Origin of the sequence: Glutamicibacter creatinolyticus (genome assembly GCF_006094275.1) — a bacterium.
Lineage (GTDB): Bacteria > Actinomycetota > Actinomycetes > Actinomycetales > Micrococcaceae > Glutamicibacter > Glutamicibacter creatinolyticus.
The window spans coordinates 2,127,658-2,152,408 of the sequence record NZ_CP034412.1 but is presented as its reverse complement, the minus strand read 5'-3'; the positions used below and the strand labels follow the sequence as shown (position 1 = coordinate 2,152,408).

The window sequence follows — 24,751 nt, the reverse complement described above, 5'->3', positions numbered from 1 at the left end:
ACCTTGAGTGTGAGGAAAAAATAGTGTCATTCGGACCTGACAGTCCATTCGGAGGGCCCCCGCGGGGATCCGATGAACCCAAGCGCCCACCGAACCCGCCGAATCGGAAAACCTCGCCGCTGACGTTGACGATTTTCGCGGTGGGTATCCTCGTCGCGCTGTTCGTCTTCTTCTCGAACTTCTACGCCGACATCCTCTGGTTCAACCAGCTGGGATACTCGGAGGTGTATTGGACCGAGAAGATCGCCAAGGTGGTCATCTTCATCGTTGCCGCCGCCCTCATGGCCGTGCCGATGTGGCTGTCCATGCGCAGCGCCTACAAGCACCGCCCGGTGTACGCGCCCAGCTCAAACCGCCCGGACATGATGTCCCGCTACCAGGCGCAGCTGGAGCCGATCCGCCGCTTCTTGATGATCGGCATCCCCGTTGTGATCGGCGTGTTCTCCGGAATCGCGGTGGCCGGCCAGTGGCAGACCATCCTGCTGTTCATGAACCAGCAGGAGTTCGGCACCACCGACCCGCAGTTCAACATGGACATCAGCTTCTTCGTGTTCACCCTGCCGTTCATCGGACTGATCAACGGGTTCCTGATTTCGGTGGTCCTGCTCGGAGGGGTGGCCGGGCTGCTGACCCACTACCTCTACGGCGGGATCCGCATCGAGGAACGCGGGGGAGTGACCATCGGCAAGGCCGCCCGGGTGCACACCGCCGTCGTCGTGGCCGTCTTCCTGGTGCTGCAGGGCGTGAACTACTGGATTGGCCAGTACGAGACGCTCACCGACCAGTCCGGCCGCGTGGCCGGTGCCCTGTACAAGGACGTGCACGCGGTCATCCCGGCGCGGATGATCCTGGCGATCATCGCCGTGCTGATTGCCATCACCTTCATCATTGCCGCCTTCACCGGGCGTTGGCGCCTGCCGCTGATCGGCACTGCGATGCTGGTGGTGACCATGATCGTGGCCGGGGGCATCTACCCGTTCCTGGTCCAGGAATACCAGGTGCAGCCTTCGCAGAAGTCCCTGGAACGCGAATACATTGACCGCAACATCAAGATGACGCGGGAGGCCTATGGCCTGCAGGATGTGGAGGTGACCCCGTATGAGGCGAAGGTGACCGCCGAATCCGGTGCGCTGGCCGCCGAGAAGGCGACCACCACCAACATCCGCCTGTTGGATCCGAACCTGGTTTCCGCGGCGTTCGCCCAGCTGCAGCAGTTCCGCAGCTACTACGCGTTCCCCACGAACCTGAACGTTGATCGCTACGAGATCGACGGCAAGACCGAGGACACGGTCATCGCCGCCCGTGAGATCACCGTGGACCCGAACGATTCGTGGATCAACCAGCACATCACCTACACCCACGGCTACGGCCTGGTGGCAGCCTACGGCAACCGCGTGGCCGCCGGCGGACGCCCGGACTTCATGCTCGGGGGCGTGCCGACCAGCGGTGAGCTGGCCAGCGATGAAAGCTACGAACCGCGGATCTACTTTGGTGAGCGGTCCCCGGACTACTCGATTGTCGGTGGCCCGGAGGACTGGCAGCCGCGTGAACTGGACCGCCCCAGCACCGGCTCCGAGGGTGAGGACGTGCGCTACACCTTCGAGGGTGACGGCGGGCCGAACATCGGCAACTTCTTCAACCGCCTGGTGTACTCGCTGAAGTTCGCGTCCACCGACCTGCTGCTCTCGGATGCGGTGAACGCCGAATCCCAGATCATCTACGACCGCAACCCGCGCGAACGCGTGAGCAAGGTCGCCCCGTACCTGACCCTGGATTCGAACGCCTACCCGGCGATCATCGACGGTCGGGTGAAGTGGATCGTGGATGGCTACACCACCTCCAACGCCTACCCGTACTCGCAGCAGCAGCAGCTGGAATCGGCGGTGACCGATTCGTTGACCAACGCCTCGGAATTCGACCGGCTCTCGGGCCGGGTGAACTACATCCGCAACTCGGTCAAGGCCACCGTGGACGCCTATGACGGTTCGGTGGACCTGTACGCCTGGGATGACCAGGAGCCGATGCTCAAGGCCTGGCAGCAAATTTTCCCGACCTCGGTCAAGCCGATGTCGGAGATGTCCGGCGAACTGATCGAGCACGTGCGCTACCCGGAGGACATGTTCAAGGTGCAGCGTGAGGTGCTGACCACCTATCACGTGACCAACCCGGACACGTTCTACGAGGCCAACGACGCCTGGGCCGTGCCCAGCGATCCGACGGCCAGCAGCGGGGACGTGAAGCAGCCTCCGTACTACATGTCGTTGAAGATGCCGACCCAGGACGATGCGACGTTCTCGCTGACCACCACGTTCATCCCGGCCGCTTCACGCAACGGGCAGCAGCGCAACGTGCTGTTCGGTTTCCTCTCCGCCAACGCTGACGCCGGCGGGGAAGCGGGCGTGAAGAACGAGGACTACGGCAAGCTGCGGCTGCTGGAGCTGCCGCGCGACACCGCGGTCCCCGGCCCCGGCCAGGCACAGCAGAACTTCGACACGAACACCCGGGTCACCACCCAGCTGAACCTGCTGCGTCAGGGTGCCTCCGAGGTCAAGGGCGGCAACCTGCTCTCGCTGCCGGTGGGCGGCGGTGTGCTCTACGTGCAGCCGGTCTACGTGCAGTCTTCGGGCCAGACCAGCTTCCCAACCCTGCGCAAGGTCCTGGTGGCCTTCGGTGACGAGGTCGGGTTCGCTGACACCCTGGGCGAAGCCCTGGATGAGATCTTCGGAGGCGACTCCGGAGCGGTGACCCAGGAGCATGATGGCGCCGACCCGGGCGACTCGCCGGATGATGAGCAGCCCAAGGCCCCGGAGCAGACCGACTCGGAGAAGCTGACCCAGGCGCTGAAGGACGCGAACGAAGCCATCAAGCGCGGCCAGCAGGCCCTGTCCGATGGTGACTTCGGTGCTTATGGCGAAGCCCAGAAGGCCTTGGAGGACGCCCTGAGCCGGGCGCTGGAGGCCGATGGGACCGAGGCCCCGGCCCCGGAGGAAAGCGGCGCTCCGACCGAGCAGCCGCAGGACGGGAACTAGTCCCGGCCAGCCCCAGGCAGCCCGATTTGCATTCCGCTCCGCGATGATGAAGAATAGTCTAGTCATCGCGGGGTGGAGCAGTTCGGTAGCTCGCCGGGCTCATAACCCGGAGGTCGAAGGTTCAAATCCTTCCCCCGCCACATAAGACAAAAAGGTGGAAACAATTCGTTTCCACCTTTTTGCATGTCCGGACGATTTGATGCCCTCCAACCCGGGCCGTGTCGCAAGGGGCGCAGGAATGGCCCGGTGGCCCTAAAGCTTCCCAACGCCGGACGGCGGTAGGCGCTATGGCCGCTTCAGGGCTCACCGCGCGGTCCGGATGAGACTTTGTGTCCAGCAAGGCCTGCCGGCTCATTTACGGGATCGCAAGGGGCGTGCACGACTTCGGGGACAGTGGTTCCGGCAGCCCCCGCGTTGGCGGGGGCTGGATTCTCTGACAGGCATCATTCAACAGTGGCGGCATAATCCAACCAAGTCGTCCCGGGCAGGGCGGGAAAGCCTCCGGTGACGAAGGTCACCGGTCCAGGATTAGCCATGGAGTTCAAGGATTGGTAATGTTGTATTTACCGACGCGGGGTGGAGCAGTTCGGTAGCTCGCCGGGCTCATAACCCGGAGGTCGAAGGTTCAAATCCTTCCCCCGCCACGAGATAAGAGGAGATTCGAAAGGATCTCCTCTTTTGCTTTATCCGGCGCAATCGCTTGGCCGATTTCCGGGCCTGGCGCGCAGCCTCAAGCGGACCAGATAAACCCGTGGCCGCCACCAGAACGGTGACGGCCACGGATGCTGTTGCTGCCTACAGGTACTAGTTCTCCAGGGCGCCGGTCTGCTTGGACTTCAGCGCCGCGAGACGAGCCTCAATTTCGGTCTGCTCTCCCAGATCCTCCAGCTGCTCGAACTGGGAGTCCAGGCTGGAAGAAGCCAGTTCGGAGGCGCCGCGGACCCGTGCCTCCTCGCGGCGAACCTTTTCCTCGAAGCGGCTGATCTCGCTGGTGGCGTCCATGATGTTCACGGACTTGACCGCTTCGTTGATCTGGTTCTGGGCGGCAGCGGCCTTCGAACGGGCCGTCAGCTCGTCCCGCTTGGAAACCAGTTCGGTGCGCTTGCTCTTCATCTGCTCCAGGCCGGTCTTCAGCTTCTCAACAATTTCACGTTGTGAAGCGATGGTCGGCTGCGCGCTCTTCATTTCGCTTTCGGCCTGCATCTGGCGCTGGATGGCCACCTTGGCCAGGTTGTCGAACTTCGCGGCGTTGGCGTCCTCCCCGGAGGTGCGGAAGTCCTCGGCCTTGTTCGAGGCGGCCAGGGCCTTGGTGCCCCACTCGCTGGCGGCCTGCTCGTCCTCCCGGTAGTCGTCTTCCAGCATCCGCAGGTTGCCGATGGTCTGGGCCACGGCCTGTTCGGCCTCGGCGATGTTGTTCGTGTAGTCGCGGATCATCTGATCCATCATCTTCTGCGGATCCTCGGCTGAATCGATCATGGCGTTGATGTTCGCCTTGGCCAGCTGGGCAACGCGGCCAAAAATGGACTGCTTGGTCATGATGTGAACCTTCCTATTGGTTGTAAAACAATGGTGAATCTGAACAACAGGGTCAAACCGGTAATGACGCCAGGGAAGTTAGAAGCTGCCACCTCCACCGCTGAAGCCGCCGCCCCCGCCGCCGAAGCCGCCGCCTCCACCGCCGAAGCCGCCGCCCCCGCCGCCGAAGCCGCCAAATCCTCCGCCGCCAAAGAAGCCGCCGTCGGAATGGCCGCCGGAGGAACGTCCCCCGTGCAGGATCGAATCAATCAGGATGCCGCCGAGCACGGCCCCGCCCAATCCGTCGAACGGACCGCGTCGTCCCTGGCCGTAACCGCCATAGCCGCCCGGGCCTCCGAAGCTATCAACATCGCTCTCGGCCATGCGCGCGGCCTCCTCAGCCAGGCGAATGGCCCGCTGGGCGGTGGCCAGGGCCTGGATGGGATCCGAGCCGGAGAGCCGCACCGCATCCTCATGGCAGCGCCGCGCTTCGGCCAGGCGAGTGCGGGCCGAGGAACGCACCCCGCCGCGGCGGGCCCGAATGTAGTCATCGGTGCCGTTGATCCGCGATTCGGCGGTGCGCAGCACCGACTGCAGCTGGGAGCGGGCGTGACGTTCCTGCTCATCCTTCTCACGCAGGGTTCCCAGCTCATTGCTCAACGCCTGTCCCGCCTCGTCCAGGGCTGCGATCAGGGCCAAGGGGTTGGGCTTGCCCTGCCGCATGGAACGCTTAACGGATTCCAGGGCAGTTTCCAGGGCTGCTATCGGGGCGGCCAACCGCTGTCCGCCCTGCGCGCCCATGAGCGCTTTGGCCTGGGACAGCTCCTGCTCGGCCTCGGCCACTGCCGCCCGCAGATCCGCCTCGGCGTTGGTCAGCGCCTCGTTGGACTTGGCAATCGCATCCAGCAGGCCGGTGGCCTGATCGTGGGCTTCCTCCGCGTTTTGCACCAGCACCGCGGCCTGGGAACGTTCGCCGTTCTGGATCGCGGTCCGGGCCTGGTTCAGCGCCGAGCGGATGAAGCTGATGCGCTCGGAGGTCTGCGAGGCATTATCCAAGACCTGGGAGGTGGCTTCCGGGGCGTAGCGCTGGGAGAGGTCCTCAAGCAGGGCAACGCTCTGGGACAACCGCTGATTCAACGGCTCCAGTCCTGCCTCCAGCTCGGAGATGTGGCTCTCCGCATTGGTTTCCAGCTTACGCAGGGACTTGAAGTCCGCGGCATGGGCTTCCAGGCTCGAATTGACCTCCTGGCATCTGCGGATGATCTCGTTGAGCCACGAACGCTGGTCTTCTTCGGTGTCCGGGATCTCGTCATCCAGCTGCTGCTGCAGCTTGAAGGACTCGCGCAGGTGCTCCTTGGCCTTGGACAGGTCCTGGGTAAACGTGGCAATCGCCGCGGAGCCGTACTGCGCCTCGGCGAAACCCAGTTCCTGTTCGGAGGAGCGGATCGAGTCATCGGCCGCCACCAGCAGGTGGTCGGCCTGCTTGCGCAGCTGGTCCAGGGGGATGGCCGGCTGGACCGGCTGGTTGGGCTGGGCCTGACCGCGGCGGACCTGTTTCTTGCTGCGGCGGGACAAGACGAAGTAGCCGATGACGGCCACGCCGGCGAAAACCAGCAGGATCGGCATCAGGGAGAAACCCGAGCCAGAGGATCCACCGCGCGAGCCGGTGCCCCTGGCGGCATCCTCAATGCCGTTGATAGCACCTTCGGCCGCGGCCAGCCAATCGAGGTTGTTCAGTTCCGGGGCAATGTACTGGGTATAGATTTGCTGACCGGCGCCGCCCAGCGGTCCGCTTTGCGAGGTCAGGAACTGGGCCTGGCGCTGCTCGGTGGCCACCGCCAAAATCGTGTCATTGCTGCCCATGTTCTTGCGCTCGGCCACGTCGGCGGCCCATTGCTGCGGATCCTGCGGATTGCTGAATTGATCGACGAACACCACGAACAGGCTCACCCCGGTCTCGGAGCGCAGCTTGGAGATCTCCTCCTCCAGCTCGTTGGCTTCACCGCCGCCCAGCACCCCGGAGTTGTCCACCACGAAGCTGCCCGGAGGAATATCCACCGGGGATTCGGCATGAGTGGGCAGCGCCAGAGCAAACAACATGGCCACGGCGGTCACGACCGCCGCCAGTAGTCCCCGTGCGGTACGTCGCATTTTCGTCCTTACTCAGATCTGCATGCGGATATGAGTTACACAATACCCGTGCCCGTTCGGCGAATTCAGGACCGTGCCACGAATTTTCGTGATTCCATAGGGTAAGACCGGTAAAGCCCGGGTTGGCCGTGTTGACTTGCGCCGAACTCACAGCGGCTGCTCAGTTTCTCCCGCTTAAGGCCACAGTTCGCATCGGAATAATAATTACCAAGAGATCGAAGAGAACTAGAGAGGCAACCATGAGCCAGTCACCGAGTGATCCCAGGGAACCGGGCCAGGGCGGGGACCACGAACCGCGCGTGGGCCAGCCGGCACACAACGCCGGGGAACCGGTGACCCCGCAGGATGCCAACCAGCCAAACCCGCGCTCGGCAGCCGGCTCCCAGCACGACAGCGGAGCGCCCACCACCCAATACCCCACGGCCAGCCACTACTACTCGGCCGCTGACCAGCAGCACTCCGCGGCCGGGCAGAACCCGTATGGGCAGGGGGACTTCCACCCGCACCAGTCGCCGCAGGCTCCCGAGCGCAAGCCGCGCAAGCGCTATGCCGGGACCACCCTGATCTCCGGCATGGTCGCCGCCGCCCTGATCGGCGGGGTCACCGCCGCCGGGACCACCTACCTGATCAACCCCAACTCCAGCGGCACCGCCCAGGTGCAAAGTCCGCAGGACGGCGTGGTCATCAACAACCCGGAAACGGTCACCACCGCCACCGCCGCGGCCGCCAAGGCCGCGCCCAGCGTGGTGACGATCGAGGCTTCCGGCAACGGTTCGGCCGGCTCGGGTTCTGGCATCGTGTTGGATGATCAGGGGCACATCCTGACCAATACCCACGTGGTGACCCTGGGCGGGGCCACCGGCAATCCGCAGCTGAATGTGCGACTGAACAACGGCAAGGTGTATTCCGCGGAGCTGGTGGGCACCGACCCGATGTCGGACCTGGCGGTCATCAAGATTGACGCCGAGGGCCTGGTTCCAGCGACCTTGGGCGAGTCGAGCAGCCTGAACGTCGGGGACACCGCCGTGGCCATCGGCGCACCTCTGGGACTGAGCGGCACCGTCACCGACGGGATCATCTCCACGCTGAACCGCACGATCTCCGTGGCCTCCTCCGCAGTGCCGGAACAGCCCAGCGACGGCGGGGGCGATAGTGAGTTCAACTTCGAATTCCCCGGCGCACCGCAGCAGAAGAACAACTCGGGCTCCATCTACATCAATGTCATGCAGACCGATGCGGCGATCAACCACGGAAACTCCGGTGGCGCCCTGGTCAATGCGAAGGGCGAGATCATCGGGGTCAACGTCGCCATCGCCTCCTCGGGGGACGAAGACTCGGGGTCCATTGGCGTGGGCTTCGCAATCCCCATCGACTACGCCAAGCGCATCTCCAGCGAACTGATTGAGAACGGCTCGGCCACCCACGGGCTGCTGGGCGCCACCGTCCAGGCCGCCGCGGCACGCACCGGGCAGCAAAGCTCCGGGTTCAGCACCGGGGCGAAGATCGTGGACATCAGCTCCGGTTCGGCCGCCGCGGAAGCGGGGCTGAAGTCGGGGGATGTGATTACCGGTGTCAACGACCGTCCCATCCAGGATTCACAGACCTTGACCGCGGCCATCCGTGAGGTTCCGGCCAAGGGCCAGGCGAAGATCACCTACATCAGGGACGGGCAAACCAAGGACGTGGAGGTCACGGTCGGCACCCTGGAGGACTAGAACCCAGCAGGCACTGCTTCACACTTCGCCCTCCTATGGGGCGAAGTGTGAAGCAGTGTTGAAGAAGTTGACGAAGATCCGGCCGGCCGCGCAGCGATGCGCGGCGGGGGAAGCAGAATGTGAACCGGCAATGAGGCCACGGCGGTACGTGTTACGACATGCAAGGACATGCGTCACGTACCGCCGTTGGATTTTTCAAAAGGTTCTGGCGTATTGCCGGTGCGCCGATACGATAAGGGTGGAAGAGATCCTTCCACGGTCTTTACGACAGCGAAGACACTTTGCATGAAAGGCGAGAATGAGCGACGCGAGTAGCACGCCACTGAACATCTTGGTACTGGTCAAACACGTACCGGACGCTCAGTTTGACCGTCACATCGACCTGGACACCCTGCGCATCGACCGCAGCGAGTCAATCCTTTCCGAGCTGGATGAATACGCCGTGGAGGCGGCCCTGGCGATCGCCGAGGACCGCGGCGGGCCCAAGGCAGGCAACCAAGTCATTGCGGCCACCATGGGAGGACCCAAGGCGGTGGCTTCAGTGAAGAAGGCCCTGCAGATGGGCGCCACCAGCGGACTGCACCTGAACGACGAGGCCCTGGCCGGCTCCGACGCCGTGGCCACCGCCAAGGCCCTGGCCGCGCTGATCAAGTATGCCGGGGACATCGACCTGGTGGTCACCGGCATGGCCTCCACCGACGCCGAAACCGGCATCGTGCCGGCTCAGCTGGCAGAACTGCTGGGCTTCGCTGCCCTGACCAACGCCTCGAACGTGGACTTCGATTCGGCGGCCGGGACGCTGAGCATCACCCGCGATCACGGCGCCGATTCCCTGACGCTGCGTGGCTCGCTACCGGCCGTGCTGTCGGTGACCGACCAGGCCAATGAGCCGCGCTACCCGAACTTCCGCGGCATCATGGCGGCCAAGAAGAAGAAGGTGGAAGAGGTCAGCGCCGCCGACCTGGGGCTGGACGCGTCCAGCGTTGGCCCAGCCGGTTCGCCCACCCGTGTGCTCTCGGCCAACGCCCGCCCGGCGCGCGGGGCCGGTACCGTCATCACGGACAACGGCCAGGCCGGAATCGCGCTGGTCGACTACCTGGCCGAACAGAAGCTGATCTAAGGACTGAACCACATGACTTCCGCATTAGTATTCTTTGACGCCCTGGGCCAGGAACCAACCAAGGCCCAGCGCGAACTGCTGACCCTGGCCACCCGTTTCTCCCCTGCCACCGTGGCGGTGGTGGGTGAGGTTTCGGCCCCGGCCCTTGAGGTTCTTGCTGGCTACGGGATCACCAGCGTCCTGCAGGCCCCGGCCGCTGACTCCTTCCAAGACCACGAGGTGGCCGCCCTTGAAGCCGCAATCAGCTCGGTGAACCCCGAGCTGGTGCTGCTGGCCAACGACAGCTTCAACCGCGAGGTCGCCGCCCGTGCCGCCATCCGCTGCAACGGCGGGGTGATCACCGACGCCGTGGATGTGGCCGGTGACGGCACCGTGACCAAGGACGAACTGGCCGGCTCATACACCACCCAGGCCAATGCCGCCTCCGGTGTGCTGCTGGTCACCGTGAAGCCCAACAGCATTGAGGACGCCCCCGCCGGCCCCGGGCAGCAGCCGCAGGTGCAGGACCTGCAGGTCGCGGCCGCCAACAGTGCAGTACAGGTTGTCGAGCGCCAGGCGAAGGTTTCCACCGGACGCCCGGCCCTGTCCGAGGCACGCATCGTGGTGGCCGGCGGGCGCGGCGTCGATGGCGACTTCGCACCGATCGAGGAACTGGCCGACGCGTTGGGCGCGGCGGTGGGTGCCTCGCGTGCCGCCACCGATGCCGGCTGGATCGACCACGACTACCAGGTGGGGCAGACCGGCACCACTGTCTCCCCGCAGCTGTACATTTCGGTGGGCATCTCCGGGGCCATCCAGCAGAAGGCCGGGATGCAGACCAGCAAGTACATTGTGGCGGTGAACAAGGACGAAGACGCGCCAATCTTTGAGATCGCCGACTTCGGGATCATTGGTGACCTGCGCCAGGTGCTGCCGCAGGCCGCCGAGGAGATTCGCCGCCGCAAGTCATGATCGATACCCTGCCATTTATTCAACCATCCACCGCCCGCGTGCTGGCCTTTGCCGCGCACCCGGACGACCTGGACTTCGGGGCCGCCGGCACCGTCTCCGCCTTGACCTCCGCCGGGGTGCAGGTGGAATACTGCGTCATGACCGACGGGGACGCCGGCGGCTTTGATGACCGGGACCCACAGGAAACCGCCCGGCTGCGCCACTTGGAACAGCGCGAGGCCGCAGCCAAGGTGGGCGTGCAAACGGTGCACTTCCTGGGCGAACGCGACGGCTTCTTGGAGCCGAACCAGCGGGTGATCCGCGAAGTGGTCCGGCTGATCCGCCAGGTGCGTCCGAACATTGTCATGGCCATGCACCCGGAACGGGCGTGGGACCGCCTGCAGCGTTCACACCCGGACCACCTGGCCTGTGGTGAGGCGGTGACCCGGGCCATCTATCCGGCGGTGGAGAACCCGTTCAGCTTCCCGGAGCTGATCACCGAGCAGGGCCTGGAAGCCTACAAGGTTCCCTGGCTGTGGCTCTACGGGGCGCCGAAGGAACGGGAAAACGCGTTCGTGGACATCACCGAGCACTTCGGACGCAAAATGGAGGCGCTGCGTTCGCACTTCACCCAGCACCCGGATGTTAGAGCCATGGAGAAGTTCGTCGAACAACAGTGTCGGGAGAACGCGGTGCGCGGCGGGCTGGAGCAGGCCCGGCACGCCGAGAGCTTCCACGCGGTGGCGGTGAACGCCGATGACACGATTGCCGGGTTCTAGCCGCACCGGCTTGAACTGCGGCCGCGCAAACGGCCCGGCATGACGAAGGTCCGTGAACCCCAGCGGGGATTCACGGACCTTCGTTGCTGCTCGTGGACGGACGCTAGGCGTCGTCGCCGTTGGTGGTGCCGTCTTCCTGCGGCGCGTTGGGATCCAGGGGCAGATCCACCGAGGCCTCGGACTCGCTGGTTGGCGTTTCCGGGGTGGGCGTGGTCTCGACGGTGACCAGGATGGAAGCCAGGGCCGGCTTGTCCTTCACCCCGGCCTGATCCGCGCTCTTGGCGGTTTCCAACAGCACCATCGTGTTGCCCTCGTCATCGATGCCCCACACCACGTAGCGCTCGGACTCATCCAGGGCCGGTAGACCCGAGAGTTCCACGGCGACCGCCCGATCGGATTCGGAGGTGGTCACCGTCGCCTTGCCGCCGCTGCGCAGTTCCAGGGTGTTGGACACCGAGTCCTTGGCCTTCAGCGCGGAGGTGTCGTTCGTCGCCCCGGAGTTCAGCAGGGAGAACAGCACCAGGGCCAGGACCGCCAACACCACGACACCCACCACGGCAAAGATCCAGCCGCGTGGTTTATGGGACTTCTCGGCCCGGGAGGTGCTGGCAAGTTCGTCAACGATTCCCAGTCCCAGGTCGTCATCGTGCTGTTCGTTGCGGCGCTGATCGAAGCTACCGTTCATGGTGATGGAGTCTCCCGAGAGTTTCGTCGGTTGTGTCTGGTCCAGCCGGAATTCCGCTGCACCGCGTTAACTGAGCCTACTGCACAAAGTTGTTATCAACCTGTGACTGAAGGGTGTCGAGGCTGAATGTCCTATACGGTGGCGAAACCGTGCTGCCGCCATGCCTCAAACAACACAATGGAGGCGCAGTTGGCCAGGTTCATGGACCGGCGCGCCGGCAGCATTGGCAGGCGCACCAGGTCGCTGACCCGCGGGTGGGACTTGTCCTGCGCGGAGAGCCCGACCGACTCCTTGCCGAAGAGCAGGATGTCGGTGGGGCGGTAGTCGATATCGGTGTAGAGGGTCGTTCCCTCACTGGTGTAGGCGAAAACCCGGCCCTCACCCAACGCCTGGAATGCGGCATCCAAATCCTCATGGATGCTCATCACCGCCAGGTCATGGTAATCCAACCCGGCACGGCGCAGTTTCGCGTCATCAAAGTCAAAACCCAGTGGTTTGACCAGGTGCAGCTCGGCGCCGGTTACCGCGGCGAGACGAATGGCATTACCGGTGTTGCCCGGAATTTCGGGGGCGTTAAACAGGATTCGAAACACTCACCCAATTGTAGTGCTTCAGACCCTGCGCAACGGTGATTTGTGGTTATGGATCTGGTGCTCAGTACATGCCGGCCAGTAGACGCGCCAGAGTGGGACGATCCACCAGGTTGGGCTGCGGGCCGGAGCCCAGGAACAGTTTCAGCTCACGCACCAGCCCTGCGGCGTTCAGCACGTTGGGGGAGGCGGCCAACGCCGGGGCGCCCTTGCGGCCGTATTCAATGACCGGCTCATGGGGGTTGTCCCGTCCGGTGAGCACCAGCGTGTAGGGCACCACGTTCAGGTTCATGAAGGCGCGCTGCAGACCGGAGATCTGCAGGACCGGGGGCTGGGTCATGCGATTGCCGTGGCGCAGGACCTGCCCGTCAAACATGTAGTACCCTTCGGGCAGGGTCATGGTGCCAATGACCGCCATCCGGTACCCGGCCAACAGCACATGGTCATAGTGTCCGCCGCCGGGGGAGTGCACTCCATTGATCAGCCGCGCCGCGGGCAGCACCGACAGGACGTTGCGCTCAAGCAGCGAAATGGTGGCTGCCTCCCGTTCAAGCCGCGAGCGGGAGGTGAACAGCCCCCGCTTGCGCGGCTCGCCGTGGACCTGGCGGCGCGAGAGCTGGGCGGAAAGGTCGGTAAAACCGGTATCCTCCAGCGGCGGAACGTACTGCACCTGCATCTGCGCCTTGGGCTGGGTGGAGGTGCGCACGCGCTCGTCAAAGGGACGCGAGCCGGTGCCGGCGGAGGTGGCGGATCCAGTGGAGCGGGTGTCGGGGGCCTGGAAGGAGCGGTCATAGCGCGAACGGTCCGCCTCATCCGAGAGCAGCTGGTAGGCCCGCTGCACGGCACGGAACCGTTCGGCGGAGCCGCCCAGGTCCGGGTGGGACTCGCGGGCGGCCTTGCGGTAAGCCATCTTGATCTCGGCCTGGGAGGCGGTGCGCGCAATGCCAAGGACTTCATAGGGACTTGGCGAGCTCATGGTCAGGAGCAAGTCCTTTCAACGATGTGGGGCAGGGCGCGGGTGAAGCTGCGGTGTAACAAGCATAAATGCCCCCGGCGCTTTTCCGCCCACCGCCCGCCCATGGGTAGGCTGTGAGGCTATGAACACCCCGCGCGGGTATCACCGCGTTTCCATTGTCTTCCACCCCGCCTCCGGCCACGGCCGCGGCCTGTCCCGGGCGCGGGCGCTGCACGCCACCCTGCAGGACGCCGGACGGAACCCGCAGCTGGTGGACACCTCGCAGGTGCCGCGCAGTGAACTGCCCAGCCGGCTGCGCGGCAGTGACGCCGTGGTCATTGTGGGAGGTGACGGGCTCGTGCACTCCTGCCTGCCCGCACTGATCGACCTGGGCATCCCGATGGGGATTCTTCCGGCCGGCAGCGGCAACGACGCGTGGCGGATGGGCCGGGCCTCCTCGGTGCGCTCCACCCGGGAGGCGATCCTCGGGTTCCTGGCCGGTCACGGCAGGATCCGCACCAGCGACGTGTTGGAGGTCAGCTTCGCCAACGAGCCGCAGCGCACGCGCTTCGTGCTTGGGGCGGTCTCCTGCGGTTTTGAAGCGCAGGTCAACGAGGCGGCCAACGCCCTGCCGCGCTGGCTGGGGGCCACCCGCTACGGGTTGGCGCTGCTGCTGTGCCTGCCTCGGATCAAACCCCGGCAGCTGAGCATCAGCGCTGACGGGTTCTCCTTCCACGGCGGAGTGTACCTGGCCAGCCTGGCCAACATCCGCACCCTGGGCGGCGGCATCAGTCTGTTTCCCGCAGCCCGGGACGATGACGGGCGCATGGACGCCATGATAGTCACCGCCGCCCCGCTGTACCGGGTGCTGCCCCGGATCGTGCAGATCCTCACCGGGCGTGAACACCGCTACCGGCGTGCCGGGGTGTTCAGCACTGCCCGGGTGGAATTTGCCGGAACCAGCTACGGGGACGGGGAGCAGCTGGGCACCGGGGACTTCAGGGTTACGGTGCGTCCGGGGTGTCTGTCGCTGATGGACGTGAGCGCCGGTATTCGGTGAGCAGCATCCCTTCCTCGTGCAGCACAGAATGCAGCTGCAGCGCCTGGGGGTGTTCCCCGGTGCCGGAGGCAATGCGCGCCCCCTGCCCGCCAATGAGCTGCGGGCTGATGCTCAGACACAGTGAATCAACCATCTGCTGGTCGATGAACTGGCCAAAGATCGTGGGACCGCCTTCGGCGTGGATGCACTCCAGGCCCCGTTCGGTCAGTTCGTGGACCACGTGCGTGGCGCTGATCAGCCCATTGAACTGTGGGACCTGGATCAGCTGGACATGCTGCGGGTAGTGCCGGGCGGTCTGCGGGTCCACGTTCACGGCGGTGAACAGCAGGATCGGGGCCGGGCTGTTGCGCACCACCGCGGAGGTGGGGGAGATGTTCAGCCCGTTGCTCAAGATCGCCAGCACCGGGTGGCGGTCAAAGCCGTTGGCCTCGCGCCAAATCTGGGATTCGGGGTCCACCAGCGGTCCGTCATACCCTTCGGCGCGCACGGTTCCGGCCCCCACCAAAACCACCGAGGCCTGCCGGCGCAGCAACTTGAACAGGCGCTGGTCGGCCGCACTGCCCAAGGCGGCCGAGACCCCGCCGACCTGGGCGCTGCCGTCCAGGCTGGAGACAAAGTTGAACCGGACATAGGGCCGGCGATCGATGGCGTAGCGCTCCAGCAGCTGGTTGTCGCTCAGTTCGGGCGTGGGTTCCGGGAAGATTCCGTGCATGCAGATAGCTCCTAGTTGCGGCTGTGTTCGGGGTGGGCCGGGGGATTGATGTCCGACATGTTGTGGACCTGGTAGGCCGGCGCGCGCCAACCGGCGGCCGCTTCGATCAGGTGCACGGTCTGCACCGCCTCGGGAACATTGTGCATCCTGATGATCCGCGCCCCTCCCATGATGCACATGGTGGCCGAGACCATCGAACCGACCATCCGCTCCGATTTGGGCAGGTTGAGGGTTTCGCCGATGAAGTCCTTGTTCGACACCGCGGCCAGCGCCGGGTAGCCGAGCTCGGCGATGGGGGAGAAGTTGCCGGTCAGCTCCAGGGTATGGCGGGTGTTCTTGTTCAGGTCATGCCCCGGGTCAATGATCAGCTTCTGCTCACCGATCCCGGCCTGCACCGCCAGCTCGACCTTGCGCGCCAGGTAGTCTCGCACCTCACCGACCACGTCCGCATAATGCGGGCGCGGGTACACCGTACGCGGCTTGGCCAGCGAATGGGTAAGCACCAGGTGGGCGCCGCTGTCCGCCACGACCTGGGCCATGCCGGGTTGTGACAGGCCCGTGGTGTCGTTGATGACATCGGCCCCGGCCTCGATCGCGGCCTGCGCCACCTGCGGCAGGAACGTATCCGCGGAGATCAGCACATCGCTGCGCTCACGCACTGCCCGGATCACCGGAACCACGCGTTCGGCCTCCTCCTGCCAGGACAGTGCCGGGCCGGGGGAGAAGGGCACCCCGCCAATATCCACCCAATCCGCCCCGTCCTGCACGGCCTGCATCGCCGCGGCGATGGCCTGATCCAATCCGAAGGTTGACCCGGCGTCGAAGAAGGAATCCGGGGTGCGGTTCACGACCGCCATCACCGCGATGCGCTGCGAAAAATCGATGCTCCGGTGCGAAAAATCGTGTACGGGGTATTTCAGATCCGGCAGGAACATCGCTATCTAAACCCTTACTGCAGATTTTTCGGGGACAACTCTCACTTAATACATACCACTGAACCCCCAGCCGGAACCGGTGCCCCGAGCCGGCGGCCCCACAGCCGTCGCCGCGCAAACAGTAGGCTGGTGACATGGACATGCCACATCTTCCCGCCCAGACCGGGACCTGGATCCGCCAGGCCATCGACAGCGCCGCCCCCGGGACCATCGCCGCCCAGGTCCCCGCAGGCTATGCCGCCTACGCCCGAATCCTGCACCCGGCCATGGACGAGGACGGGGCCCCGGTCAGCTGGGGCAGCATCGCGGCCCTGCGTGGGCACCGGTTGCAGGGCGCCGACCTGTTCGAGGACGTCTCCGGGCTGGACGAGCACGGCGACCCGCAGCAGGAGGACGCCTGGGTGGACGGGGACGTACCGGCCTACGAACTGCCCATCGATCAGTGGGGCGCCCTGGTGGAGCTGTTGTCCCGGCACACTGAACCAGGACCCGCCGCAGCCCCCTATGTGGCCGGGCTGTGGGGAGGGTACGCCTTCATCGAGGGAGGCGAACGCATCCAGATCGACTTCGAGCCGGACCCCGACGCCGACGCGGAACACAACCGCCAGGCCCATGCGCGGGCGCTCGCCGAGGCCCAGCGCCCGGGACTGCCCGCAGCGGTCCGCACCGCGCCCCGCCTGGATTTGGGCGGCGGCTACCGCAACTACCTGCTCTTCGCCCTCAACCGGGAGCAGCTGGCCAACCCGCTGTGGGCGAGCACCACCGCCGGAGAGCAGCGCCAGCGTCCCTCCCTGGCCTTCCCCCACGACCATTCCTGGATGCTGTCCACCGAACCCTACGATGACTCCACCATCCTCGGCGGCAGCCGGGCACTGATCGATGCGGTGCTGGGCAGCGACGCGCTGGAGGCGCTGGAGGTAGGAGAACTCACACGAATCGGCCATTCAGCCTAGGGGCGGCGAACTCGTACCATTGAAGGGATGAACACTTCGGCCGTATACCTGGATCACGCCGCGACGACGCAGCTGAGCGGTGCCGCCCTGCAGGCGGTCACCGCCCAGTTCGCGCGCACCGGCAACCCTTCCTCCCTGCACGGGGCCGGGCGCGCCGCGAACCGGGTGGTGGATGAGGCCCGCCAGCAGATCGCCCGGGCAGCCGGCGCCCACCCTTCCGAGGTGATCTTCACCTCCGGAGGCACCGAGTCGGACAACCTGGCCCTGAAGGGGCTGTACTGGAACCGGGTGGCCGCCAACCCGCAGGCCACCAAGATCCTGCTCTCGGGCATTGAACACCACGCGGTGCTGGATACCGCTGAGTGGCTGGCCGCACACGAGGGCGCCGAGCTGGTGTGGATGCCGGTGGACCGGGACGGCGTGCTGGATTTGCCCGCCGCCACCGCCCTGCTGGATGAGCACCACGAACGGATCGCCCTGGCGACCCTGATGTGGGCGAACAACGAGGTCGGGGCCGTGCAGCCGGTGAGCGAACTGGCGCGGCACGCCGCCGGCTACCAGATCCCGGTACACACCGACGCGGTCCAGGCCTTCACGGCCGTGGCCACCGACTTCGCCGCCAGCCAGGTGGCCACCATGGCCATCAGCGCCCACAAGATCGGCGGGCCGGTGGGCATTGGCGCGCTGCTGGTGCGCCGCGACGTGGTGCTCACCCCGGTGCAGCATGGTGGGGGACACGAACGCAAGCTGCGCTCGGGCACCCTGAACGCTGCCCTGGCCGCCGGGTTCGCCGCCGCCGCCCAGGAAGCGGCCGCGCAGCGCGAGGCCGAATACGAGCGGCTGGCCGGCCTGCGCGACTACGCGGTCGCCGAGATTTCGCGCAGCATCCCCGAGGCCCAGCTGAACGGCCCGGCCGATGCCGGGCACACCCAGGCCCGGCTGCCGGGAAACCTGCACTACACCTTCCCCGGCTGCGAGGGGGACTCGCTGCTGTTCGTGCTGGACATGCTGGGCATCTGCTCCTCCACCGGCTCGGCCTGCACCGCCGGGGTGCCCCAGCCCTCCCACGTGCTGCTGGCCATGGGCCGCGATGCGCGCAGCGCCCGCAGTGTGCAACGCTTCACATTTGGGCATAGCACCACCCGGGCCGACGTTGACAGACTATTGGAAGCACTGCCCGAGGCCTACGCCCGGGCGAAGAAGGCCGGAATGGCGGCCGACGAGAGCAGTATCCATACTGCGGGAACAGGATTTACACGATGAAGGTCTTAGCAGCGATGTCCGGCGGCGTTGACTCGGCGGTGGCCGCCGCCCGAGCCGTCGAGGCCGGGCACGACGTGGTCGGGGTGCACCTGGCCCTGTCCCGGATGCCGGGCACCCTGCGCACCGGCTCGCGCGGCTGCTGCACCATCGAGGACTCCTCGGACGCCTGGCGCGCCTGCGACAAGTTGGGCATCCCGTTCTACGTCTGGGACTTCTCGGACCGCTTCGCCGAGGACGTGGTCGATGACTTCATCAGCGAATACGAGGCCGGACGTACCCCGAACCCGTGCATGCGCTGCAATGAGAAGATCAAGTTCGCCGCACTGCTGGAAAAGGCGCTGGCGCTGGGCTTCGACGCGGTGTGCACCGGGCACTATGCCAAGGTCATCCGCGATGAGGCCGGCAACCCGGAACTGCACCGCGCGGCGGACTGGGCCAAGGACCAGTCCTATGTGCTGGGCGTGCTGACCCACCAGCAGCTGGAGCACTGCATGTTCCCGCTGGCGGAGACCCCGTCCAAGGCGCAGGTGCGGGCCGAGGCCGCCGAGCGCGGGCTGACCGTGGCGAACAAGCCCGACAGCCATGACATCTGCTTCATCCCGGACGGGGACACCCGCGGCTGGCTGGCCGAACGGATCGAAATGACGCCGGGGAAGATCGTGGACCAGGACGGCAACGAACTGGGCGAGCACACCGGCGCCCAGGCCTTCACCGTGGGACAGCGCAAGGGGTTGCGCCTGGGCCGCCCGGCAGCGGACGGCAAGCCCCGTTTCGTGTTGGAAATCCGGCCCAAGGACAACAAGGTGATCGTTGGCCCCGAGGCGCTGCTGGCCGTGGATGAGCTGCGCGGCATCCGCGTCTCCTGGGCGGGGCGGCCCATCAGCGAGGTTGGGCTCGGCACCGAGTTCGACTGCATGGTCCAGGTGCGCGCCCACGGGGATCCGGTGGCGGCGGTGGCCCACGTCGAGCAGCAGGCCGACGGGGTGTGCCAGCTGGTGACCCGGCTGGTGGAGCCGATGCGCGGGGTGGCCCCGGGCCAGACCATGGTCATCTACCAGGACAGCCGGGTGCTGGGCCAGGCCACCATCGACTCGGCCCGCTCCACGGCCTGGGACCCGGCCAAGGTCAGCTGACGTAGCCGCTGGCGGGACCGCCCCGGGGGCGCTAGTTGCGCACCAGCTTGAGCTTGAAAACCTCCGGGCCCTGCTGCAGGTAGCTGACCTCGAATTCGCCCGGATGGCGCTCATCTAGCTGCCTGAGCAGCGGCAACGGGTTGTGTGTTGCGCTGAGCACCAGCCCCGACCCGCTGCGCAGTGAACCCAGGGCGCCAAAAATTGCCGCGTGGCGCACCGCATGCGGAATCGTCTGCACATCCAGGACCGGCAGCTGCTCGTCATGCCCACCGCAGGCGCAGGTGCCTGCCGCCGTCTGCTTCAGCGCCTCTTCCCGGGTTGCTGAGATTTCAATGTTCTCGGCCATCACCGACTCCTTCACTCTGATCCGCCAGGTGGCGGGGATGCCACATGGCATGCCCGCCACTATTTTATTACAATTAACTCAGTGGAAAATAGCGGTTTCGGCAACGGAGACCGGCACGGTGAGGGGAAAGCATTGACGACTCGGCCACGCAGTCCGCGGGAAAACCGGCGCAGCGGCGCCGGCCGAATGCATTCCCCCTCCCGCGAACTCATCCTGCACCTGCTCCAGGAGGCAAACGAGGCACTGAGCATCCCGCAGCTGGCCCAAGCTGCCGGTATGCATGAAAACACGGTGCGCGCCCAGCTGGAGGCGCTGTTGCGCGATGGCTACGTGCGGCGCACACCCGCCGCCGTCACCGGCCGCGGCCGTCCGCCCTGGATCTGGTCCCCCGCCCCGACTCCCGAGAGCCCCTATGCCACCCTGGCCAGGGTGCTGGCCCGGCAGATCGCTGCCAGCAGCGCCGACCCGGTCAGCGCCGGCCTGGAGGCCGGCACCAGCTGGGGCCGGGAACTGGCCCGGGAACAACACGCAGACTCGACCCAGGACCTGGAGAACCCTCAGGCCAGCGCGGCCCAGCGGGTCCTGCCCGTCCTGCGGCGCATGGGATTTGACCCCAGCCAGGCGGCGGACGGACAGATCAGGCTGCAGGCCTGCCCGTTGCTGGGCGCCGCCCGCGAACACCCCGAGGTGGTGTGCAACGTGCACCTGGGCATCGTGCGCGGGGTGCTGGGCCAGGAGGCTGACCCCCACCCGGCCGAGAGCACCGCGATCACGCCGTTTGCCGGCCCGGGGTACTGCCTGCTGCGCCTGGATGATGCGCAGGACCGTGACTCATGAGCCACCCGTTGCGCAAGCCCGGCCCGATCCGCCGCAGCGGGCGCTGGCGTCTGCTGCTGATGATCCCTGCGGGCCTGTGCCTGCTGGCCGGATTGGATGCGGGGTTGATCCTGCTGGATGTGCATGCGCCGCTGCCCGTCGCCAGTTGGGGCCAGGCCCACGGAATGGTCTTGGTCTTTGGATTCGTCGGCGCCCTCATTGCCCTGGAGCGGGCCGTGGCACTGGGCAGGGCCTGGGGCTACCTGGCCCCCTTGCTGCTCGCCCTGGGCGGGCTGGGCCTGCTGGTTTCCCTGCCCCGGATCCTTGCCGGCACGCTGCTGCTGGCCGGCATGGTGGCCACCGTGGCGCTCTACGTTCCGCTGTGGCGACGCCAACGGGCGGTGGCGGTGCTGATCCAAATGCTCGGGGCGGGGGCCGGGGTGGCCGCGACGCTGCTGTGGCTGGCGGGCGTGCAAACCTCCCTGATCCTGCCCTGGCTGTGCAGCTTTCTGGTGATCACCATCGCCGGCGAGCGCGTGGAACTGGCCCGGCTGCATCTGGGCCCACGCTCAGAGATGGTGGCCCTGGTGTTGTGCTGCGCCGTGGTGGGCTGCGCGGCGGCCTCCGTCTTGTGGGTCTGGGCCGGCACCGTCCTGTTCGGGGCGGCGCTGGCGTTGCTGGTGCTGTGGCTCATGCGCCAGGACGTTGCCCGGCGCACCATACACGCCCAGGGGGCACCGCGCTTCATGGCCGCGTGCCTGCTGGCGGGATACTTCTGGTTGCTGGTTGCCGCGGTGACCTGGTGTTTCGGGTACCCGGTGAGTGTTGCGGCGTACGACACGGTGGTGCACGGAGTGTTCCTGGGCTTCGTGATGTCCATGATCATGGCCCACGCCCCCACGATCCTGCCGGCGGTACTGGCCATCAAGCTGCCGTATCGGGCACTGATGTGGGTCCCCGCGGTGCTGCTGCACGCCGGACTGGTGCTGCGCCTGTGGCTGGGTGACGGCCTGGGGTACGAGCTGCTGTGGCAGGCTGGCGGGGTGTTGAACGTGGTGGCGGTGGTGCTGTTCGTTCTGGTGGCGCTGGCCAGTGCGCTGCTGGGGGAGCGTGCCCTGCCATGGCCGCCGGGTAGCGGCGCCGCGCACACGCCCAAACGCAGCGTGCCGGTGCCTAGCGGTAGGCCTGGGCATTCCATTGGCTTGCGTCCCGGGATGGCTCCGGCCCCTTCGACCGGCCGGGCCGGGGCCGGGAACCGAGAAGAACATGAAGGGAAACGTGATGAGTGAGGCATCGGCCAAGGTTCCGGGGCGGGGTTTCTGGCCGTTGCGGGATCTTCCCACCGCGATCTGGCTGATCCTGCTGGTGCTCAGCACGCTGATCCACCGCCAGCTGCCGGCCCCACGCTGGCTAATGATTCACCTGCTGCTGCTCGGCGCCCTGTCCCACGCCATCCTGGTCTGGTCCCAGTATTTTGCCACCGCCCTGCTCAAGCTGCCGGTCACCCAGGCCTCCCGGCGGCAGCAGTCCCGGCGCCTGCTGCTGCTGAACGCCGGGGCCGTGGTGGTGATGACCGGCGTGCTTGGCGCCTGGTGGCCGGTCACTGCCTGTGGGGCGGGCCTGGTCGCCGCGGCCGCACTGTGGCACGGGGTGTGGCTGTACCGGCGGCTGCGCGGCGCGCTGCCCTCACCCTATGGGGCCAGTGTGCGCTACTATGTGGCCGCCGCGGCGCTTTTGCCGATCGGCGCCGCGCTGGGCACCTGGATCTCCACCGGCCTGCCCTCCCCGCTGCATGAGCGGCTGACCCTGGCGCACGCGCTGGTGAACCTGCTCGGCTGGGTCGGGCTGACCGTGGCCGGCACCCTGATCACCTTGTGGCCCACCATGCTGCGCACCCGCATCGCCCCGCAGGCCGCCGCCCGGCTGCGGCACAGCCTGCCGGTGCTGCTGGCGGCGGTGCTGATCGCGGCGGCCGGGGCCGGGTTCGGTGTGCTTCCGGTGGCCGCCGCCGGGGTGGCCGGATACCTGGTGGGGCTGGGCCTGCTGGCTTCCCCGTTCATCTACGCGGCCCGCAACAAGCCGCCGCGCAGTTTCGCCACGCTCTCGGTGCTCGCCGCAGTCTGCTGGTGGGTGGGCATGCTGGTGTGGATGCTGGTGGGGCTCGTGACCACCTCGGACTGGCGGGCCATGGGGCGCGCCTTTGACACCCTGGCGCCCTACCTGGTGGCCGGTTTTGCCGCCCAGGTCCTGCTCGGGGCGTTGTCCTACCTGATTCCGGTGGCGTTGGGCGGCGGGCCGCGGCCGGTGCGGGAAACCGCGACGGTGTTTGACCGGGGAGCGGCGTGGCGGGTGTCGATGGCCAACACCGCCCTGCTGGTGTGCGCCCTGCCGGTTTCCTCCCTGGTGCGTGTGGTTTGTTCGGTGCTCTACCTGGTGGCCATGGCCAGCTTCCTGCCCCTGCTGTTTGCCGCGCTGCGCACCCACCGGAAGGTGAAGGCCCAGGTGCAGCAGGCCAAGACGCTGCCGGCCGCCGGGCGTCCGCGCGGGCCGCGGGCCCCGGAAGGCGAACGCCCGGCCGGGCAACGCGCCGGCCAGGCGGTGGCCGGGTTCATGGCCGTGGTGGTGGCCATCGCCCTGGGGGTGGCCCTGGATCCGGCCGCGGCCGGGCTGCGCGAACCGGCCCCGTCCGCCGGGCAGCAGCAGTCCCCGGCGGAAGTGGACGCCCCGGTGCAGCGTGTTCAGGTCACCGCCCAGGACATGCGCTTCTTCCCGGCTCGCATCGACGTGCAGGCCGGCACCCACCTGATCATTGAGCTGACGAACACCGACGCCGAGCAGACCCACGACCTGGTGCTGGGCACCGGGCAGGACAGCGGGCGGCTGGCCCCGGGCCAAAGCGCGGAAGTCGATGCCGGGGTCGTTGGCGCTTCGGTGGACGGCTGGTGCTCAATTGTCGGGCACAAGCAGATGGGAATGGTCCTGGAGATTGTGGCGACCGGGCAGTTCTCCGCCGGTCCCGGGCAGCAGCAGGACCCGGGCGAGGGCGAGGCGCCCGCCCAGGACGGCTCCCACCACATGATGGGCCGCGAACCTCAGGACCAGGGCCCGGCAGCACCCGACGCGGCCAGCGAGCTGGACTTCAACGCCGCCCCGCAGGACGGGTTCACCGCGCGCGAGGCCGCACTGGAGCCGCTGGCGAAGGACGCCGGCGAACCGGTCACCCACCGACACCGGTTCACCGTCAGTGAGCTGCAGGCCGCCGTCGCCCCCGGGGTCACCCAAAAACTGTGGACCTTCAACGGCACCGCGCCCGGCCCGGTGCTGCACGGCAGGGTGGGGGACAAGTTTGAAATCACCCTGTACAACGACGGCAGCATGGGCCATTCCATCGACTTCCATGCCGGTGCCCTGGCCCCGGATGAGCCGATGCGCACCATCGCGCCCGGCCAGAGCCTGACCTACCGGTTTACCGCCACCAAGGCGGGAATCTGGATGTACCACTGCGGCACCGCGCCAATGAGCGCCCACATCGCCAACGGCATGTTTGGCACGGTGATCATCGAACCCGATGACCTGCCGCAGGTGGACAAGAGCTTTGTGCTCACCCAGTCGGACTTCTACCTGGGCGCGCAGGGCGGGGAAGTGGACATGGACAAGCTGCTGGCCGGCACCCCGGACATCGTGGCCTTCAACGGCTACGCCAACCAGTACCTGCACCAGCCGCTCAAGGCCCGGGCCGGGGAACGGGTGCGGATCTGGTTGCTGGATGCCGGACCCAACCGTCCCTCCTCCTTCCATGTCATCGGCGGTCAGTTCGACACCGTCTGGTTCGAAGGCGGCTACCGGCTGGATCACCGGCAGGACCCGCAGGGCGGAAGCCAGGCGCTGGCCCTGGCCCCGGCCCAGGGCGGCTTCGTCGAGCTGATCTTCCCGGAGGCCGGGCACTACCCGTTTGTCACCCACTACATGTCCGACGGTGAGCGCGGCGCCCACGGCCTGTTCGAGATCACCGGGGAGAACCGCTAGCTGCATCTGGGCTGGGCGATCACCGGGAGCACCCCGGC

Annotated in this window: 20 protein-coding genes and 2 tRNA genes; 14 read left to right on the top strand and 8 right to left on the bottom strand. The window is 66.7% G+C overall.

Features of this window, described 5'->3' with window-relative positions; translation table 11 throughout:
• The first annotated feature begins 23 nt into the window (after nt 1–23).
• The 3 genes from GcLGCM259_RS09800 to GcLGCM259_RS09790 all read left to right on the top strand — a co-directional run bounded on the left by GcLGCM259_RS09800 (nt 24) and on the right by GcLGCM259_RS09790 (nt 3,673).
• Nucleotides 24–3,029: a UPF0182 family membrane protein gene (locus GcLGCM259_RS09800; protein WP_138177479.1), complete on the top strand. Its 3,006-nt coding sequence runs from the start codon at nt 24–26 to the stop codon at nt 3,027–3,029.
• A 66-nt stretch (nt 3,030–3,095) separates the two neighbouring features.
• Nucleotides 3,096–3,169, top strand: a tRNA-Met gene (locus GcLGCM259_RS09795).
• A gap of 430 nt (nt 3,170–3,599) precedes the next feature.
• Nucleotides 3,600–3,673: transfer RNA gene (locus tag GcLGCM259_RS09790), tRNA-Met, on the top strand.
• Between the two features lie 160 nt (nt 3,674–3,833).
• Here GcLGCM259_RS09790 and GcLGCM259_RS09785 read toward each other — a convergent pair.
• Together GcLGCM259_RS09785 and GcLGCM259_RS15715 are read right to left on the bottom strand one after the other, a co-directional pair.
• Nucleotides 3,834–4,565, bottom strand: coding sequence for a PspA/IM30 family protein (locus tag GcLGCM259_RS09785; protein ID WP_138177481.1), 732 nt, complete (start codon nt 4,563–4,565; stop codon nt 3,834–3,836).
• 78 nt (nt 4,566–4,643) lie between these two features.
• Complete coding sequence (locus tag GcLGCM259_RS15715; RefSeq protein ID WP_138926500.1) at nt 4,644–6,695, bottom strand: TPM domain-containing protein; 2,052 nt, start codon at nt 6,693–6,695, stop codon at nt 4,644–4,646.
• Between the two features lie 239 nt (nt 6,696–6,934).
• Here GcLGCM259_RS15715 and GcLGCM259_RS09775 point away from each other — a divergent pair, with 239 nt between their 5' ends.
• From GcLGCM259_RS09775 to GcLGCM259_RS09760, 4 genes are all read left to right on the top strand, one after another.
• Entirely contained in the window at nt 6,935–8,410 is a 1,476-nt protein-coding gene (locus tag GcLGCM259_RS09775) for a S1C family serine protease (RefSeq protein WP_138926499.1), read from the top strand.
• Nucleotides 8,411–8,708: 298 nt separating this feature from the next.
• Entirely contained in the window at nt 8,709–9,530 is an 822-nt protein-coding gene (locus GcLGCM259_RS09770) for an electron transfer flavoprotein subunit beta/FixA family protein (RefSeq protein ID WP_175419387.1), read from the top strand.
• Between the two features lie 12 nt (nt 9,531–9,542).
• Entirely contained in the window at nt 9,543–10,481 is a 939-nt protein-coding gene (locus tag GcLGCM259_RS09765) for an electron transfer flavoprotein subunit alpha/FixB family protein (RefSeq protein WP_138926498.1), read from the top strand.
• Nucleotides 10,478–11,239 carry a PIG-L deacetylase family protein gene (locus GcLGCM259_RS09760; protein ID WP_138926497.1) on the top strand — a complete coding sequence of 254 codons (762 nt, stop codon included), beginning with the start codon at nt 10,478–10,480 and terminating at the stop codon, nt 11,237–11,239. The genes GcLGCM259_RS09765 and GcLGCM259_RS09760 overlap by 4 nt, the downstream gene beginning before the upstream one ends.
• Before the next feature lie 103 nt (nt 11,240–11,342).
• Here GcLGCM259_RS09760 and GcLGCM259_RS09755 read toward each other — a convergent pair whose 3' ends face one another.
• From GcLGCM259_RS09755 to GcLGCM259_RS09745, 3 genes are all read right to left on the bottom strand, one after another.
• Complete coding sequence (locus tag GcLGCM259_RS09755) at nt 11,343–11,924, bottom strand: anti-sigma factor domain-containing protein (RefSeq protein ID WP_138177490.1); 582 nt, start codon at nt 11,922–11,924, stop codon at nt 11,343–11,345.
• Nucleotides 11,925–12,055: 131 nt separating this feature from the next.
• The gene (locus GcLGCM259_RS09750) at nt 12,056–12,517 is read right to left on the bottom strand and encodes a tRNA (cytidine(34)-2'-O)-methyltransferase (protein WP_138926496.1); all 462 of its coding nucleotides are present in this window, start codon (nt 12,515–12,517) and stop codon (nt 12,056–12,058) included.
• 61 nt (nt 12,518–12,578) lie between these two features.
• Nucleotides 12,579–13,490 (bottom strand): J domain-containing protein, encoded by a 912-nt coding sequence (locus tag GcLGCM259_RS09745; RefSeq protein ID WP_138926495.1) that lies wholly within the window; start codon nt 13,488–13,490, stop codon nt 12,579–12,581.
• Between the two features lie 121 nt (nt 13,491–13,611).
• Here GcLGCM259_RS09745 and GcLGCM259_RS09740 point away from each other — a divergent pair, with 121 nt between their 5' ends.
• On the top strand, nt 13,612–14,529 hold the full coding sequence (locus GcLGCM259_RS09740) for a diacylglycerol/lipid kinase family protein (RefSeq protein WP_138926494.1): 918 nt from the start codon (nt 13,612–13,614) through the stop codon (nt 14,527–14,529).
• On the opposite strand, the gene GcLGCM259_RS09735 is transcribed toward GcLGCM259_RS09740, so the two are convergent.
• Both GcLGCM259_RS09735 and folP read right to left on the bottom strand, forming a co-directional pair.
• Nucleotides 14,474–15,241: a dihydrofolate reductase family protein gene (locus tag GcLGCM259_RS09735; RefSeq protein WP_138926493.1), complete on the bottom strand. Its 768-nt coding sequence runs from the start codon at nt 15,239–15,241 to the stop codon at nt 14,474–14,476. The genes GcLGCM259_RS09740 and GcLGCM259_RS09735 overlap by 56 nt on opposite strands.
• Before the next feature lie 11 nt (nt 15,242–15,252).
• On the bottom strand, nt 15,253–16,176 hold the full coding sequence (folP, locus tag GcLGCM259_RS09730) for a dihydropteroate synthase (protein ID WP_138926492.1): 924 nt from the start codon (nt 16,174–16,176) through the stop codon (nt 15,253–15,255).
• A gap of 134 nt (nt 16,177–16,310) precedes the next feature.
• On the opposite strand from folP, the gene GcLGCM259_RS09725 reads away from it, so the two are divergent.
• The 3 genes from GcLGCM259_RS09725 to mnmA are packed head-to-tail and all read left to right on the top strand — an operon-like array spanning nt 16,311 to nt 19,525.
• The gene (locus GcLGCM259_RS09725) at nt 16,311–17,129 is read left to right on the top strand and encodes a hypothetical protein (RefSeq protein ID WP_138926491.1); all 819 of its coding nucleotides are present in this window, start codon (nt 16,311–16,313) and stop codon (nt 17,127–17,129) included.
• A gap of 27 nt (nt 17,130–17,156) precedes the next feature.
• On the top strand, nt 17,157–18,392 hold the full coding sequence (locus GcLGCM259_RS09720) for a cysteine desulfurase family protein (protein ID WP_138177499.1): 1,236 nt from the start codon (nt 17,157–17,159) through the stop codon (nt 18,390–18,392).
• Nucleotides 18,389–19,525 (top strand): tRNA 2-thiouridine(34) synthase MnmA, encoded by a 1,137-nt coding sequence (gene mnmA / locus GcLGCM259_RS09715; RefSeq protein ID WP_138926490.1) that lies wholly within the window; start codon nt 18,389–18,391, stop codon nt 19,523–19,525. The genes GcLGCM259_RS09720 and mnmA overlap by 4 nt, the downstream gene beginning before the upstream one ends.
• 31 nt (nt 19,526–19,556) lie before the next feature.
• Here mnmA and GcLGCM259_RS09710 read toward each other — a convergent pair whose 3' ends face one another.
• On the bottom strand, nt 19,557–19,871 hold the full coding sequence (locus GcLGCM259_RS09710) for a DUF2249 domain-containing protein (protein ID WP_138926489.1): 315 nt from the start codon (nt 19,869–19,871) through the stop codon (nt 19,557–19,559).
• Between the two features lie 186 nt (nt 19,872–20,057).
• Between GcLGCM259_RS09710 and GcLGCM259_RS09705 the strand changes: the two genes are divergently transcribed.
• The 3 genes from GcLGCM259_RS09705 to GcLGCM259_RS09695 are packed head-to-tail and all read left to right on the top strand — an operon-like array spanning nt 20,058 to nt 24,713.
• Nucleotides 20,058–20,708, top strand: coding sequence for a helix-turn-helix transcriptional regulator (locus GcLGCM259_RS09705; RefSeq protein WP_138926488.1), 651 nt, complete (start codon nt 20,058–20,060; stop codon nt 20,706–20,708).
• Complete coding sequence (locus GcLGCM259_RS09700; protein ID WP_175419386.1) at nt 20,705–21,976, top strand: DUF8744 domain-containing protein; 1,272 nt, start codon at nt 20,705–20,707, stop codon at nt 21,974–21,976. The genes GcLGCM259_RS09705 and GcLGCM259_RS09700 overlap by 4 nt, the downstream gene beginning before the upstream one ends.
• Nucleotides 21,969–24,713, top strand: coding sequence for a multicopper oxidase domain-containing protein (locus GcLGCM259_RS09695; RefSeq protein ID WP_246049513.1), 2,745 nt, complete (start codon nt 21,969–21,971; stop codon nt 24,711–24,713). Before GcLGCM259_RS09700 ends, GcLGCM259_RS09695 begins: the two co-directional genes overlap by 8 nt.
• Nucleotides 24,714–24,751: the final 38 nt, after the last annotated feature.

What these genes read in the sequence shown, in the direction of transcription:
- mnmA (WP_138926490.1), top strand. Translation starts at nt 18,389, where the DNA reads ATGAAGGTCTTAGCAGCGATGTCCGGCGGCGTTGACTCGGCGGTGGCC.
- GcLGCM259_RS09770 (WP_175419387.1), top strand. Translation starts at nt 8,709, where the DNA reads ATGAGCGACGCGAGTAGCACGCCACTGAACATCTTGGTACTGGTCAAA.
- GcLGCM259_RS09740 (WP_138926494.1), top strand. Translation starts at nt 13,612, where the DNA reads ATGAACACCCCGCGCGGGTATCACCGCGTTTCCATTGTCTTCCACCCC.
- GcLGCM259_RS09765 (WP_138926498.1), top strand. Translation starts at nt 9,543, where the DNA reads ATGACTTCCGCATTAGTATTCTTTGACGCCCTGGGCCAGGAACCAACC.
- GcLGCM259_RS09700 (WP_175419386.1), top strand. Translation starts at nt 20,705, where the DNA reads ATGAGCCACCCGTTGCGCAAGCCCGGCCCGATCCGCCGCAGCGGGCGC.
- GcLGCM259_RS09745 (WP_138926495.1), bottom strand. Translation starts at nt 13,490, where the DNA reads ATGAGCTCGCCAAGTCCCTATGAAGTCCTTGGCATTGCGCGCACCGCC.
- GcLGCM259_RS09725 (WP_138926491.1), top strand. Translation starts at nt 16,311, where the DNA reads ATGGACATGCCACATCTTCCCGCCCAGACCGGGACCTGGATCCGCCAG.
- GcLGCM259_RS15715 (WP_138926500.1), bottom strand. Translation starts at nt 6,695, where the DNA reads ATGCGACGTACCGCACGGGGACTACTGGCGGCGGTCGTGACCGCCGTG.
- GcLGCM259_RS09735 (WP_138926493.1), bottom strand. Translation starts at nt 15,241, where the DNA reads ATGCACGGAATCTTCCCGGAACCCACGCCCGAACTGAGCGACAACCAG.
- GcLGCM259_RS09760 (WP_138926497.1), top strand. Translation starts at nt 10,478, where the DNA reads ATGATCGATACCCTGCCATTTATTCAACCATCCACCGCCCGCGTGCTG.
- GcLGCM259_RS09775 (WP_138926499.1), top strand. Translation starts at nt 6,935, where the DNA reads ATGAGCCAGTCACCGAGTGATCCCAGGGAACCGGGCCAGGGCGGGGAC.
- GcLGCM259_RS09695 (WP_246049513.1), top strand. Translation starts at nt 21,969, where the DNA reads ATGAGTGAGGCATCGGCCAAGGTTCCGGGGCGGGGTTTCTGGCCGTTG.
- GcLGCM259_RS09785 (WP_138177481.1), bottom strand. Translation starts at nt 4,565, where the DNA reads ATGACCAAGCAGTCCATTTTTGGCCGCGTTGCCCAGCTGGCCAAGGCG.
- GcLGCM259_RS09705 (WP_138926488.1), top strand. Translation starts at nt 20,058, where the DNA reads ATGCATTCCCCCTCCCGCGAACTCATCCTGCACCTGCTCCAGGAGGCA.
- GcLGCM259_RS09720 (WP_138177499.1), top strand. Translation starts at nt 17,157, where the DNA reads ATGAACACTTCGGCCGTATACCTGGATCACGCCGCGACGACGCAGCTG.
- GcLGCM259_RS09710 (WP_138926489.1), bottom strand. Translation starts at nt 19,871, where the DNA reads ATGGCCGAGAACATTGAAATCTCAGCAACCCGGGAAGAGGCGCTGAAG.
- folP (WP_138926492.1), bottom strand. Translation starts at nt 16,176, where the DNA reads ATGTTCCTGCCGGATCTGAAATACCCCGTACACGATTTTTCGCACCGG.
- GcLGCM259_RS09755 (WP_138177490.1), bottom strand. Translation starts at nt 11,924, where the DNA reads ATGAACGGTAGCTTCGATCAGCGCCGCAACGAACAGCACGATGACGAC.